This is a genomic window from Sphingopyxis sp. LC81, assembly GCF_000756375.1.
Taxonomy (GTDB): Bacteria; Pseudomonadota; Alphaproteobacteria; order Sphingomonadales; family Sphingomonadaceae; genus Sphingopyxis.
The window spans coordinates 12,864-26,442 of sequence record NZ_JNFD01000021.1 but is presented as its reverse complement, the minus strand read 5'-3'; the positions used below and the strand labels follow the sequence as shown (position 1 = coordinate 26,442).

Annotated in this window: 14 protein-coding genes; 3 read left to right on the top strand and 11 right to left on the bottom strand. The window is 63.8% G+C overall.

All coding sequences use genetic code 11. The annotated features are described in order from the left end of the window. Positions 1-95: 95 nt before the first annotated feature. The 3 genes from FG91_RS10545 to FG91_RS10535 form a co-directional block, all read right to left on the bottom strand. A complete protein-coding gene (locus tag FG91_RS10545) occupies positions 96-689 on the bottom strand; it encodes an EF-hand domain-containing protein (RefSeq protein WP_037514822.1) in 594 nt (197 codons plus the stop codon). Positions 690-823: 134 nt separating this feature from the next. Continuing rightward, a complete protein-coding gene (locus FG91_RS10540) occupies positions 824-1,768 on the bottom strand; it encodes an alpha/beta hydrolase (RefSeq protein WP_037514821.1) in 945 nt (314 codons plus the stop codon). Between the two features lie 176 nt (positions 1,769-1,944). Then, positions 1,945-2,172 (bottom strand): hypothetical protein, encoded by a 228-nt coding sequence (locus FG91_RS10535; RefSeq protein WP_037515389.1) that lies wholly within the window; start codon positions 2,170-2,172, stop codon positions 1,945-1,947. Between the two features lie 213 nt (positions 2,173-2,385). Between FG91_RS10535 and FG91_RS10530 the strand changes: the two genes are divergently transcribed. Next, positions 2,386-4,203, top strand: a complete 1,818-nt coding sequence (locus tag FG91_RS10530) for a DUF885 domain-containing protein (protein WP_037514819.1) — start codon at positions 2,386-2,388, stop codon at positions 4,201-4,203. A 144-nt stretch (positions 4,204-4,347) separates the two neighbouring features. On the opposite strand, the gene FG91_RS21420 is transcribed toward FG91_RS10530, so the two are convergent. Beyond that, positions 4,348-4,521 (bottom strand): DUF1328 domain-containing protein, encoded by a 174-nt coding sequence (locus tag FG91_RS21420; protein ID WP_037514818.1) that lies wholly within the window; start codon positions 4,519-4,521, stop codon positions 4,348-4,350. 239 nt (positions 4,522-4,760) lie between these two features. Between FG91_RS21420 and FG91_RS10520 the strand changes: the two genes are divergently transcribed. Continuing rightward, positions 4,761-5,264: an FKBP-type peptidyl-prolyl cis-trans isomerase gene (locus tag FG91_RS10520; RefSeq protein WP_037514817.1), complete on the top strand. Its 504-nt coding sequence runs from the start codon at positions 4,761-4,763 to the stop codon at positions 5,262-5,264. Here FG91_RS10520 and FG91_RS10515 read toward each other — a convergent pair. The 7 genes from FG91_RS10515 to traA all read right to left on the bottom strand — a co-directional run bounded on the left by FG91_RS10515 (position 5,177) and on the right by traA (position 13,073). Further along, positions 5,177-5,926 (bottom strand): hypothetical protein, encoded by a 750-nt coding sequence (locus FG91_RS10515; protein ID WP_235212010.1) that lies wholly within the window; start codon positions 5,924-5,926, stop codon positions 5,177-5,179. The genes FG91_RS10520 and FG91_RS10515 overlap by 88 nt on opposite strands. Positions 5,927-6,012: 86 nt before the next feature. Then, positions 6,013-6,312 carry a hypothetical protein gene (locus FG91_RS10510; protein ID WP_037514816.1) on the bottom strand — a complete coding sequence of 100 codons (300 nt, stop codon included), beginning with the start codon at positions 6,310-6,312 and terminating at the stop codon, positions 6,013-6,015. 664 nt (positions 6,313-6,976) lie between these two features. Continuing rightward, positions 6,977-8,233 carry a hypothetical protein gene (locus FG91_RS10505; RefSeq protein WP_037514815.1) on the bottom strand — a complete coding sequence of 419 codons (1,257 nt, stop codon included), beginning with the start codon at positions 8,231-8,233 and terminating at the stop codon, positions 6,977-6,979. After that, the gene (locus tag FG91_RS10500) at positions 8,217-8,579 is read right to left on the bottom strand and encodes a hypothetical protein (RefSeq protein ID WP_152568075.1); all 363 of its coding nucleotides are present in this window, start codon (positions 8,577-8,579) and stop codon (positions 8,217-8,219) included. Before FG91_RS10500 ends, FG91_RS10505 begins: the two co-directional genes overlap by 17 nt. A gap of 200 nt (positions 8,580-8,779) precedes the next feature. Then, positions 8,780-9,403: a hypothetical protein gene (locus FG91_RS10495; RefSeq protein WP_037514812.1), complete on the bottom strand. Its 624-nt coding sequence runs from the start codon at positions 9,401-9,403 to the stop codon at positions 8,780-8,782. Between the two features lie 226 nt (positions 9,404-9,629). Then, positions 9,630-10,091: a DUF6118 family protein gene (locus FG91_RS10490; protein WP_037514809.1), complete on the bottom strand. Its 462-nt coding sequence runs from the start codon at positions 10,089-10,091 to the stop codon at positions 9,630-9,632. Positions 10,092-10,100: 9 nt separating this feature from the next. After that, positions 10,101-13,073 (bottom strand): Ti-type conjugative transfer relaxase TraA, encoded by a 2,973-nt coding sequence (traA, locus tag FG91_RS10485; RefSeq protein ID WP_037514806.1) that lies wholly within the window; start codon positions 13,071-13,073, stop codon positions 10,101-10,103. Between traA and FG91_RS10480 the strand changes: the two genes are divergently transcribed. Next, the gene (locus FG91_RS10480) at positions 13,072-13,569 is read left to right on the top strand and encodes a conjugal transfer protein TraD (RefSeq protein ID WP_443027740.1); all 498 of its coding nucleotides are present in this window, start codon (positions 13,072-13,074) and stop codon (positions 13,567-13,569) included. The two genes, traA and FG91_RS10480, sit on opposite strands and share 2 nt — an antisense overlap. Positions 13,570-13,579 lie beyond the last annotated feature (10 nt).

Here is a 13,579-nt window from a genome sequence, read left to right as displayed (position 1 = left end):
GGCCGGTGGGCGATAGCTGACAGGGACCGGCAACAAAGGCAATGCCGGGGAGGGGAGGAAGGCTCTACGCTTGCCGCCGGGCCCCTGCCAAATGCTTACTGGTTCGCTGGAGCGGCCGGAGCGGCACCACGCTTGGCGCGCCATGCGCCGCGCTGGGCCTGACGTTCTTCGGCGGTGACCTGACCGTCCTTGTTCGCGTCGGCGGCGTCGAAGCGCGCCATCGCCGCGGTCTGGAACTCGGCCTGGCTGATCGCCTTGTCGCCGTCGGTGTCGGCCTTGCCCATCATCATGCCGTGATGGCCACCGCGCTTGCCATGACCGCCGCGCATGCCGTGGTGACGCTTGCCTTCGCCGGCCTCACCGGCTTCGGCACGCTTTTCACCGCGTTCGGCGCGCTTGGCGGCACGATCGGCGCCATGCTTGTCCCATTCGGCCTTGCTGATGCTGCCATTGCCGTCGGCGTCGAGGCTGGCGAACCGCTTGGCCTGCCGCTCGGCACGCTGTGCGGCGCGGTCGGTGGCGTCGAGCTTGCCATCCTTGTTCGCATCCATTTTGGCGAACATCTGCGTGGCCCGGGCCTGCGCGTCGGCGCGCGTCTGCACGGCATTGCCGTCGGCGCCGGGCGCGGCGAGAACGGGCACGGCCACCAATGCGGCGGCGAGCGTAAAGAGCGAGATTTTCTTGTTCACGTAACGAACTCCTTCATGGGGCCTTTCCGGGAATGAGCCGGAACCCGATGAAGCCGTTCTAGGCGCGGTTTGTCCCAGCGACGTGCCGGATCGACGGAAAATTGTCGCAAATTGTCGCAAAACCGGCGCGCCGTTCATTCGGCGGCAAGCGGCACCGGGAGCAGATAAGTCATCCCCTTGGTGAAGCCGCGCGGCGCCACCGACACATGATCTTCGTCATTCAGCACGTCCGCCCGGATTTGCAGCCCCGGATAGGCGCGTCGTTTCAGCGTTTCGACCAGCGCATCGCTGTCCCCAACCATATCCACGCGCTTGTTGAAGCGCGGATCGGCGGCGCGCGCCGCTTCATATTCGCCGGTATAGACATAGACTTTCGCCGGCATGTCGCGGTGTGCTGCCGCATAGGCCTTTTCCAGCGCGAACATATGCCGCTTGCCGTACCAAAGCGACGGGCTTCCCAGGATATAGCCGCTGAACATTTCGGGTTCGGTGAACAATATCTGTGTCCCCAGAAGGGCACCGTAGGAATGGCCGAGAAACAGCTTTTGCCGGGGATCGGTTCGATAGCGGCGCGCAACAAAAGGCAGGGCCTGATCGCGCAAAAAGGTCTGGTACGCGGCGCCCCCGCCGTGGACCGCGCCGGCCGGCGCGTCGCTCGGCCCTTCGGCGGTCGGGGTATAGTCACGCCGCCGGCTCTGCACCGGATCGTCGCCCTTGGCATAGGACAATCCGACCAGAATGAACTCCTGCACCTTCGGGCCCTCGACGTTCAATCGCCGCGCAATCTGCCGGACGACCGGAAAGGCATAATCGGCGTCGGTGACGTAGAGCACCGGATAGGCACGCTGTGGATCTTTTGCATAAGAGGAAGGAAGGCTGACGAAGACCTGATAAACGCGGCCCGAAACCGGGTCAGGCACGTCCCAGACCTCGCTGCCCAGCAGGGCATAGGGCTTCCCCTGCCCTTCCTGAACGACCTGCGCCGCGGCTGTCTTGCCGTCGGCATGTCCTGTAGCCGCACCGCTACATCCCCCAAGCAGCGCCACGCCCAACGCCGCCGCCCTATATCCCCTTGCCATCGCTGCCGAATCTCCACCGCCCGTCCCTAACGGGTCCGCCAATCAGCAATCAGCGACCGGCTGGCAATGGCACCGCGCGGCCGAACAGGTCGGCCGTTCATGCCGCGCGGCAGAGCGATAGAACGTTGCAAAAGGGCAGCCCGAGCCGGTCCGGCTGCCCTCGCGCGAATATGACCCTATGGGCTTACGGGGGAATCCTCGTCCTTGTCGGCGACCAGGATGATCGCGCCGATGCCGACGAGCAGGCCGACAAGCCCGATGATCCAGCTCGAATTGCCTTCGAGTTCGCTTTCACCTCCGGCCGCCGAAGCTGCGCGGGCCGCGCCCGCCGCCGACGCCGCAACAGGCGCCGCGATCACCGATAACGCCGCAAAAGAGATTGCCGCCTTTTTGAGTATGCTCATGTCATTCTCCATCCACCCGGGGGTATCCCGACCGAAACCGACCAACGCACCTTCCGGGCGATGGATGCGTTTTAATGGCTGTTCATCGCGAAAGGCCGACGAGTCAGCCGATCGGCCGACGATGCAGCGGCCAAAAGTTTCGCAATTGCGTCAGCATGTTGCGCCGATAACGGCGCGCTCCTACGCTCGGCGAAACGAACAGGGGAGAATCGCATGACCGACATTGTGCCCGATCGACGGACCGTCCTCGCCGGGATTGGCGGCCTCGCCGTCGCCAGCGTCGCGGGCCCCGCCACCGCAAAAGAAAGCGGCGACGCCCGTCTCGACGCGCTGCTCTCCGCGCAATTCGAGCAAGGCCTGCGCGACGACCCGACCCGCGCCACGTCGCTCGGTATCGACACCGGCGTCCGCGCCGCCCTCCGCGCGCAATTCCCCGACTGGTCGCCCGCCGCGCGCGCCGCGCGAGCGCGCCAGATCGACAGCGACCTTGCCGCGGTGCGCGCGATCAAGGGCGAGACGCTCGGCGATGCCGCGCGCATCGCGCATGACAGCGCCGAATTCGACCTCGTCACGCGCCAGCGGCTTGCCCGTTTCACCTATCATACGGGCGGCTTCGGCCACCGCCCCGGCCCTTATGGCGTCACCCAGCTCGGCGGATTCTACACTGGGGTCAGCACCTTCCTCGACAGCCAGCATCCCGTGACGACCAAGGCCGACGCCGACGCCTATATGACGCGGCTTCAAACGATCCCGGCGCTGCTCGACGCGGACACCGAAATCGTAAAGGCGAATGCCGCAATGGGCGTCGTCGCACCGCGCTTCATCCTCGACCAGGCGCTGCAACAACTCGCACGCCTCCGCGATGGCGACGTCGGCGGCAAAACGCTTGTCGCCTCGATCGCCAAACGCAGCGCCGCGCTGGGTCTTTCGGGCTATGGCGAGAGCGCCGCGAAGGTGTTCGAGGGTCCGATCCGCGCCGCGCTCTCCCGCCAGATCGACACGCTGACCGCGTTGCTCCCGCGTGCCGGCACCGATGCCGGCGTCGCGCGCCTTCCCGATGGCGCGGCCTATTACGCCGCGACGCTCGCGCAGCATACGACGACCAGCCTCAGCGCCGCCGAAATCCATCGCATCGGCCGCGAGCAGGTCGCCGACCTGACATCGCGGATGGATGTGCTGCTGAAAGCGCAGGGCTATAAGGACGGCAGCATCCGCGACCGGCTGAACGCGCTCGGCAAGGCCGAGGGCCAGTTGTTCGCCAATGACGACACCGGCCGCGCCGAGATGCTCGCCTATCTCAACGGCCTGCTCGTCAAGATTCGCGGGCGCCTACCCCAGGTGTTCAGCCGCCTTCCCAAGGCCCCCTATGAAATCCGCCGCGTCCCACCCGAAATCGAGATCGGTGCACCGGGCGGGTCGGCGCAGGCGGGAACCCCCGATGGCTCGCGCCCCGGCATCTTTTTCATCAACCTGCGCGATACCGCCGAATGGCCGCGCTACACCCTGCCGACCCTCGCCTATCACGAGGGCGCGCCGGGGCATCTGTTCGAGGGTGCGTTGAAATATGAAGACGCCGAACTGCCGCTCTATCGGCAGGCGGCGTCGGTCACCGCCTATGGCGAAGGCTGGGGCCTCTACGCCGAACAGGTCGCCGACGAACTCGGCATGTATGAAGACGATCCGCTCGGCAAGATCGGCTATCTCGCCTCTTACGCGTTTCGCGCTTCGCGCCTCGTCGTCGACACGGGCATCCATGCGATGGGGTGGAGCCGCGAACAGGCGATCGATTATATGGTCGAGAATTCGTCGAACTCGCCCAGCGCATCGCGCACCGAGATCGACCGCTATATCGTCTATCCGGGACAGGCCTGCGCCTACAAGGTAGGCCAGATCGCGATCAGCCGCGTGCGCGACGAGGTATCGCGGCGGCCGGGCTATGACATCAAGCGTTTCCACGACGTGGTGCTGGGCGCCGGGCGCATCCCGCTCGCGGTGCTCGAACGCCGCGTTCGCGCGGCATTTCCGGCCTAGAAACAGGTAAGCCCCGTCGCATTTCTGCGGCGGGGCTCCCTAGGTTCCGTCCGAAGACAGGAACCAGATTCTACCTTCTCTTTCGATCTAGTAGATGAGTGAAACGCCGCAGGTCCGATTTGGTTCCCGCGGCGTTCAATTTTTTTACGTGATCTTTCGCGCCGCGGCCGATCCGAGGATCAGGAACAGGACAACGAGCGCAAGGCCGACGAAGAACAGGATCTTGGCGATCCCCGCCGCGGTGCCTGCAACGCCGCCAAAGCCGAGCACGGCCGCGACCAGCGCGATCACTGCAAAGATCAAAGCCCATTTGAACATCCGACGTCTCCTTCGATTGCAGAGCAGGACACACGGCACCGGTTTCGAAAGCCCGCGAAACGGGTTTTTCGAATGACGAAACAGCCGGTGGCCGCGCCTCAAGTCTCTGATTGATGTGTACGAAGGTGAAACGACGAATGCCGACGAAGGTTCCTGCCGCTCCCGCACCTTCCGACCAATAGGCTCTTGCCTATTCGGCCCGCGATGCGTTTATGCGTGCAACGATCGAGGGAGTTTTCATGTATCTACCGTCTTTGAACCGGCTGCTCGCGGCGGCCGCATTGGGCTGCTGCATTCCGGCGGCCGCCTCCGCCCAGCCGGCCGAAACCCCGTCCACCCAGGGCACGGCCTATCTCAACAAGCAGATGGCGGCACTCGCCGAGCGTCACGGCGCCGACGGCTGGCGCATGACACCCAGCGGACTGCGCTGGCGCAGGATCGCGGGCGATGGCAGCGGCGCGCACCCCGGCCCGGCCGATAATGTCACCGTTCATTATGTCGGCACCTTCGCCGACGGCCGCGAATTCGACAGCTCGGTCCGGCGCGGCGAACCGACGAGCTTTCCATTGAATCGTGTCATCGACGGCTGGCAGGAAGGCGTGCAGTTGATGGGCGTCGGCGACAAGGTCGAATTCGCGATCCCCTGGCAGCTCGCCTACGGCCCCGTCGGCAAGGGCCCGATCCCCGGCGGCGCGACCTTGCTGTTCACGGTCGAGTTGCTCGGCGTCGAACCGGCCGGATAATCTGTCGGGGCACCGGGGCGCGGCTGGGCGTGCAGGCGCGGAAAGACCGCCTCGAGCGGCTTGGTGTCGGGCAACACATAGACATATCCGCCTTTCTTCTGGAAGAGTGGGCGAACGCTCTTGTTATGAAACGATAGCGGGACGTTGATGCATCCGAAGGTGATGCGGTTGTCGTCGATGCCGGGCGACAGCATCCGCTGCCGGCGGCGCTCCTTCTGGCTGCCCTTCGGGATCGGGTGGAGCGCCACCGAGGTGGCATAATCGACCCAGAGCACCCTCTGCCGCCCCGCCGCCATCCCGAATTTCGCGAGGAAGCGCCCGGCAGGCGTGGTTCGCTCGGCGGGGCCGATCTCGGCGAGATCCTTCGATCCGATCCCGGGGGTGGCCTCGTCGCCGAGCGCAACGCCAATCAGGACCGGCGCCCGGCCGAGGAATTTCCCTTCGGCATCGAACAGGAACAGCGAGGCCGCGGGCTTGTCGATGATGATGTAGGGCAAGCCGCCATTGTCGCCCGAGGCGGCAATCCAGTCGGCGACCCGCGTCGCTGCCTCCGAACGCGTTGCGGCATCCGCAGCTTCGGCCTCGCTGGCCGGCGCCGCCGATCCTGCGGACACCGGAACGGTCAGCGCAAATCCCGCGAGCGCCACGAAGGTTTTGATCATAGGTCGATGCACTCGAATAGTGGGCGCCGTCGCCCGCGGGCGACGGCGCCGAAAATCACGATCTCAACAATTTCCGCCGTGTCGCGTCAATTGCGCGGCCGCTTCTGCTGCGCCTGCATGCGCTGTTCGATGCCATCGACGCGGCCGCTCAGCTGATCGAGGCGCTGGCCATTATTCTGCGCCTGCCCCGATGCGGCCTGCGCTTCGGTCAATGCCTGCTTCGCGGTGGCGTCGGTCGCCTGCAATTGCGCTTCGAGCGCATCGACGCGCTGGCTCACCACGGCGACCTGCTCGCGCACGAAGCCTTTGGTCGCACAGCCGCCCAAACCCAGGGATCCGGCCAAAATCACCACCACGGGTGCTAGTTTTTTCAGAGACGGGGACATAGGAATTCTCCTGATCGTTAATGCCCCCCACCCGGCCGGTCCAAGCCGAGCGACGCCGCGCAAACAACGCGATTCTGTCCGGCTGTGCATCGGTTCAGGCAGATGGATAACGTCGGCATGTTGCCGCGGGTTCCGGGGCCTGACCGGCGCAAAAAGGCGGCCGGAAAAATCCCCAAATCGTGTGTATCGGCAGCTATGCTATCGGTGGAGCGGGTAGCGGGAAACCCGCCTCTAAGATTATGAATTGAAACGGAAAAAAATTATCCGATTCCGATCAAATTTAAGCCCCGAAGGTGGCCCCAGAGCCATTTTATGGCTCCGGTTCGACCCTTAAAGAGGGATTCTGAGCCGTCTTAAACACCAACGATTCGTCCTGAGCAACATCTTTTCTGGGTGCAATATTTTCGGCAATTCTGGCCGATAGGTGAATGTCAGGTTCGGAGTTGAGATATGGTGATAGTCGCCGTCCGTGCCCGTCGCCTGCCGACCAACTCACACCTTTCCAATGGGGCTGTGGGGAGGTCCGCTTTCGCCAAAACCAGCCAGTGCAACGGTGATACGGCCCGGCAGTCCCCGACACACCAAGATACCTCAGCGAGGTTCCGGGCCGCGAATCGAGGCAATTTAGGCGGGATGCCCGCAATCGATGCGTGAGGTCTACTGCTCAGGTGCAGGCTTGGGCGATGCGCTTTTCATTCTCAAGCTGGTGATAGACGACCTGCGGAGCCACGCTGAAGGTGCTGGCGATCGTATATTGGTCCTTGTCGTCCGCCCGCATCGACTGAATCTCGTCGATTGGCGCGAGGAATTCGGCGGCGAAAGCGCGACCGGCTGCCTGACGATAGGCATTTTGTAGGCTGTTGATCGGCGCAGCTTCCTCAGACGTAAAACAGGCGGCGTCGCCGACCGCTCGAGCCAGTGCAAAGAGGTGCATAGACGGTGCGAAATCGCGCTCGCCGTGATTCCGGATGTGGACATTAATTCCGTGTGGGCCTTCGCGCCGCAGGGCATTGATCCCGTCGACCTTGGGCGCGAGCGTAAAGTTCTTCGACCCAAGCTTCTCGGCCAACTCGTTGAAGCTAGCAAATGCTTGGGACGGTCTGAGGTTGAGCGCGCGGCGCATCGCGCGAGCGCGTCGATATCCCATTGCCCAAGCCTGCCCGTTCGCGTGCGGCTGCGCGTTCCTGGCGAGTTGGTCGACAATCGGGCGTAGGTCGGAGAGCCGGTATTGATGCCCCTTGATCCGCATCATCCTGTCCACCCAGCCGATGAGGCGGGTCTGATCGACATTCGCGGCGTCGCAAACAAACTCTATAAGCGGCTCATCGTCAAAGACCGATTCTGCGCTTTCGATAAATCCGGCGAGCTTGTCGGCGATATTATAAGGATCGAGGCCGAGACTCCCGGCCGCCTCGCAGAAGTGCCGCTCCCGGGAGCGGCGCGAGGACTGGACCCGCTCCCACCGGATCGCCGCGCTGCTCGTTGGCAGGCCGCGATCCTTCAATCGCGCTAGCGTTTCGGTAATCAGCCCACCCAGCCAGGCTTCACCATCCGCGCGGCTGAGGACCTCCTGCGTCCCGCTCAGGAAGCGGAGATCTGGATCGACATAGGCGCATTCATGCGCACTCACCTCAAAGGCGGCTCCGTCGAAATAAAAGCGGACATCGGGCAATAGGTAGCCGGTGCGATAGCGGCGCAGCGAAAACTCTCGGTCGCGCGATCCGAAGATCGTCCACCAGTCATGCACCAAACCGTTGACCAACCCGAACAGCGCGACCGTGACGTGGTCATCAAGATCGCTGCCGCTGATATGGGTGGTGACATTCTGCCCGTTGAGCCAAAGACGCAGATCTCCAACCGTCGCCCGCTCCTCGGGCACGGCATTCTCTGCATCGTCCAGCCATTCAATCGAATGCTTCACGTTTCTCAGCCTCAGTAATGGGCCAGCCCTTATAGGTTCCTGCCGTCTGATTGACAGCGAATCCGAACCAGAACTGCCCTTCCTTGTCTCGATACCAGATATGTTTCGGAAAAGTCCCATCACCGTCACAAAAGCGGAGCTGTCCCGCACTCAGCGCTGCCTGCACCCAGCCGCTCGCTTCATCCCGCTCTTTAGCGGTTGTCCGGTGGCAAATATTGGTCTTCTGCTTCTTGGGCCGCTTTGCCACGCCATCGGGACCGATCCATGCCTGCGGCAATCCGCCCCAGAATCGCTTCACCTTGTGCTCGGGACTGCCGACGTAGCTTGCCTTCTCGATCTGCTCCATAGTGAGAGCGGCGCGTAGAGGCATTTGTTTCGGTCTTGGCATCGTCCCTAGGATAGCGAGTAAAGCGCCCTCCCGGCAACAAGACTTCGACCGAGAATATGCGATGCCTGGAAGCGGCTCGGACTGCTGACCAGGGTAAGCCACCAAGCATCACCTCCGGCGAAGGCGCCGCATTCCTTCGCCCGCGCTTGCCGTCACGTCTATCTGGCGAAGAAGCGATTGAACTCCTGGAACGTGTGGTCGAGAAGGCGAAGCCCCCCATGGGCAAGACCAACCACAAAATCGCTGGCAGCAAGCTGGTGCTTGTCGTGATTACGCACGAACGTAAGCGCGAAATCTGCTTCGGCTGCCTCCTCCTCATAGACAGCTGCAAAGCCCTCGGTGCCTTCCGCAACCTTCAGCCGTTCAAGCTGCTCGGTCGAGAAGAGAACTTCCAGCCTGACTTCGGCGTCACCCCATCCTTCGTCTCGGTAGGTCGCATGCTTGAACGTGTTGGCGACCGCCCTCGCCAGCGCAACATCCGGTAGCCAGGTCAAAACCTCCTTTTCGAAGAGCGCTTTGTCAATTTGCCTTCCTTGATTGCGCGCATCGGCGTGCGCGGCTTTCTCAAGCCATTCGACCAGTGATGAAGTTGAGATGCACGCGTCTTGCAGCAGATAGACCATGCCATCGACGTCTATCGGCTTTTCGGGATCGGAGCGTTTGAGCTCGAACTCATTCGCCTCCCAATTCAGCTTCGCAAGAATGTCGTAGGGGTTATCATGAATGACCAGCCTGCCAGGCTGGTTCGTCCACGGATGTTGCTCTCTCCCGCGCCTCGCCATTTTTGGTCATTCTCCATTGTCAACGATAGTCGATGAAGGGGTACTGTGTCGAAGGGATCTTTGAATGGGCGGTATCGGCGTAACTAGACATTCTTTTTTGCGGTGCCGATTGGCTGGAATGTCCCGGACCCAGTCATCATTTGAATGTCCACTTCCAAGCGCGGCAAAACCGAGGTCAAACGGCTTGGATCCGGCGTAAAGCTGCGGTGCGTCGGTCGCCGACTGGCTACGTCCAGGCTGCGATGGAGACGAGAGTCAGGAACGCCCCCAACAGCAATCCGCCTGTCCCTGCCCAGGTCACCCACCAATCCTGCTCGTGGGTCGATCGGCGCTGCTTTATCATACCCTCGACGCGCCCGAGCGACCGCGCCAGCTCCGCGCGTGCCTCGCCGACGGATTTGCGATCTTCGGCGCCATAGGCTCGCGATGCTTCATGGCTTTCGGCCGCAAGGGTCAGCGGCGTGAGGCGCATCGCCGGCTTGTCGCGGATGCTTTCGACATGCTGATCGATGTTGTCGAGGCGCGCCTCGATCTTGCGAAGCGTGGGCGAGTAGTCGGGCAGCTTGTCCTTTGCGGCCGTGAGGCCTTCGATCGCCGCGTGCAGGAGGGACACTTCCTTGCGCAGCTCGTCGAAAGCTTCGGCGGCATTGTTGGAGGGCGCGGGTGAGCGGGTGCGTTTTACTGTCATGGCAACCGCCTACATCGATATTCCGATCCCGCGCGAGCGGCCGAGCCACTGCTGGAGGTCGTGAGACAAATTTCCTGTCGCACGCGATGTCAGCCCCAGTTCGGCGCGGCGGTTCCGGAGCAGCGACTCGAGCTGCGGGTCGCGATGAAGGCTCTTCGCCATGTCGGATAGGCTGGCGCGCGCTGCATCCCGCGCCGCAAAGGTCGGCGCGTCCTTCGCCCGCGCGCTTTCTTTCTTCCATGAGGCGACGAACAGCTCGGCGCGTTTCTCGGTCTCGGCGGCGAGCTGCTTCGCCTGGACCGCCAGCCGCGCACGATCGCGCGCCGCGCGTTCGGCCACCACGCGCTCGGCCGCGCGCTCCGCTTCCTGTCTATCCATCGCCGCGATCGCGCCGGCGGTCCGCCCCTCCGCGGCGGCCTTCGTCAGCTGGTAACTCTTCCCGAACGCTTCGCGCAGATCGCTCGCGCCACCGGGACGCAGTGCATCGAGCTCGGCCCGCGCCTTGCGATAGGCGTCGATCTCGTGCGGCAGTTCCTTGCCGCCGGCGCGCCGGACGTCGACGATCTCCTTCGTCACGCGCGCAAAACGCTCGACCGCCTTCTCGAGGGATGACGGCGTCCGCAACGGATCGAGCGCACGGGCATTCACGCGAACATCCGCGAGCCTGACCGTCCGCTTGACCTCGGGCACCGCTTTCCGAGGCTCGGCGCGCGAGACCGACAGATCCAGCCCGTCGAACATGCCGCGCTTCGGCTCCGCTGCCTTCGCGGGTACAGGCGCACGATAATCGCTCGCCATATCCTTGCCGCGTTCGCGCGAGGCGGCGCGAACCAGCTTGCTCTGGCTCGCAAAATCATCGCGTCCGTAGTATAAATCCACCTGCTCGCGATGCCTGGACAGCGCGACATAGGTCGAGTGGCTGTCTACCCCCGGCGTCGCGAGCACCTGCACCCGGTCGACCGTCATGCCCTGCGCCTTGTGGATCGTCGCGGCATAGCCATGATCGACATGTGCATAGTCCTTCAGGTCGAACGCCACGCTGCGCCCGTCGTCGAGCATCACGGCCATGCGCATCCGGTCGACATTCTGCACGGTGCCGAGCGAGCCGTTCTTCACGCCGATGCTCCGCTCGTTCCGCAGGAACATCACACGGTCATTCTCGGCGAACATTCGCTCGCCGCGTTCGACGGTGATCGCCACCTCTCTGCCAAGTGCCCCGTCGGTTTTCAGACGCTCCCGCACCTCCTCATTAAGCTCCCGCACTTCGTCGTTGGTGTGGGTCAGGATGATCCGACTGACATCGGGGTAATGCTGGCGATCACGATCCCAGGCATCAACCAGCTCGGCGCGTGCCGCTTCGCGCGTTTCGGATGCATGCACAAAGCCAGCCTCCGCGTAACGCCCGATCGCCTCGCCGGTGCGCCCGCTGGCAAGCTCGCGAGTTGCTTCGCGCTGCCAGTCCTCCTGCTGCCGGCGGATATCCATGATCTCGACGGCGCCATGGCGTTCGGCGACAGACCGGAATGCAGCGCCCGCCTCGATCGCCTGTAGCTGTTGCGGATCGCCGACCAGCACCACCTTCGCCCCCTGTCGCTCGGCTTCCGACACGACGCGTTCAAGCTGGCGGGTCCCGACCATGCCGGCTTCGTCGATGACGAGGACATGTTTGTCGGTGAGGCGCTCGCGATCATTGGCCCACTGATGTTCGAGACTGGCGAGCGTGCGCGAGCCGATGCCCGAGCCCTGCTCAAGCCCTTCGGCGGCAATGCCCGACAGCGCGGCGCCCTGCACCTGATAGCCCGCGGCTTCCCAAGCTTCGCGTGCGACACCGAGCATCGCGCTCTTGCCCGTCCCGGCATAGCCGATCACATTGCTGATCCCGCGCGAATTGGTGATATGTTCGAGCGCGCCGCGCTGCTCGACGGAGAGGTCTAGGCCCCGCTCGGCAGCAAGCGCAAGCGCCCAGTCGCGCTGGCGGTCGGGCACTGCATGATTGCGCCGCATGTCGAGCGTCGCGGTCGCGCGTTTGAGGCGCTGTTCGGTGTCGATCATGCTGCGCGATGTGAAGCGGTGTTCGCCGCGGCCGTCCTTGCCGAGCGCGACCAGCTCGGGCGATGCTTTCACCGCGCCCATCACCGCATCGAACTGCTCCCTGCCATCGCTGTGCCGGTGCACGAACGTCGCAAGATCGCGGTTCGTGAACGTGGCCTGCCGGTGCGTGATCGCGTCGAGCGCGATCGATGGATTGGCGATGATCTTGTCGCCGTTCGACCGGGCGATCTCGAGATGCTCGCCATGCCGATCGGCGTCCAGCCCCTCGGCCGCCATGCGCGAGGCCGCCGGGCCAATCTTGTGCTGCGGTTCAAGGTCGATACCCTGCGCTTCGAGGGACCGATGATCGACGCGCGCATCGATGTCGAGCGCGGCAAGCCGTTCGTTGACATGCTCCGCCCAAGCCTCGCGCCAGTGGGTCAATAGTTGGGTGCGGTTCCAGTCGCGCACCTTGGCGCCGAACCCGGCGATTCCATCTTCGCCGACGCGGATCTCGCGCATCGTCAGCATGACATGTGCGTGCGGCTTCGCCAGCCCATCGGCGCCGATGTCCCAATGGACATTCAAATCGGCGATCATTCCGCGATCGACGAACTCGCGTGACACAAAGTCGCGGGCGAGCTCGATCCCTTGGCTCTCGGTCATCTCGCGCGGGATCGCGAACTCGATCTCGCGCGCGAGTTGCGCGTCCTTGCGAAGCTCGGCCGCCTCGACATCATTCCAGAGCTGCTCGCGGTCCTGCCAGCGTTCGTCCGCTCCTTCGGGGAGCAGGACTTCGCTATGAACCACGCCCGCCTTGTTCGAGAAGTCGTGGGCACGGCCGAGCCGTTCGTCGTGCAGCCGATCGGCCGACCGATAGGCCGCGGCGGCGACCGCGCTGCTGCCGGCGGCGCGGGAAATCACTTTTGCCGAGAAATGATAGATCGCCATGAGGGCTATCCATTTAGGGCAAAACGAGCACGTCGGCACGACGTATAAGCGCGCCCTCACACGATTTCATCGCGCTCGGGATCACAGCATCTCGTTAGATTTCAGCACCTTGCCGGGCTTTGAGATTCGGCATAGCTGGATCGTCCGACCCTCGAACATGGAAGGACAGACGATGCGTAAACCGCGTGATTTCGATGCCGAACTCCAGGCCCTCACCGACAAGGCAAAGACGCTTAAGACGAAGAAGCAGAGCCAGCTCGGCGAACTGGTCGCCGCGACCGGCGCCGATGCGCTATCGATCGAGCAGCTAGCAGGCGCGCTGCTCGACGCAGTCGGTGCCGAAACCTCGCGAAAGGAGGCGTGGCGCAAAAGCGGCGCGACCTTCTTTCGCGGCGGCCGCGCCCGCGCTCGCAAAGGCGCTGTCGGCAACGCGGGCGGCGGCACGGCGAACAGTGCAGGCGAGCAACCGCCTTCAGGCGAAGCGGGCGCGGCATGACACGCGGGAA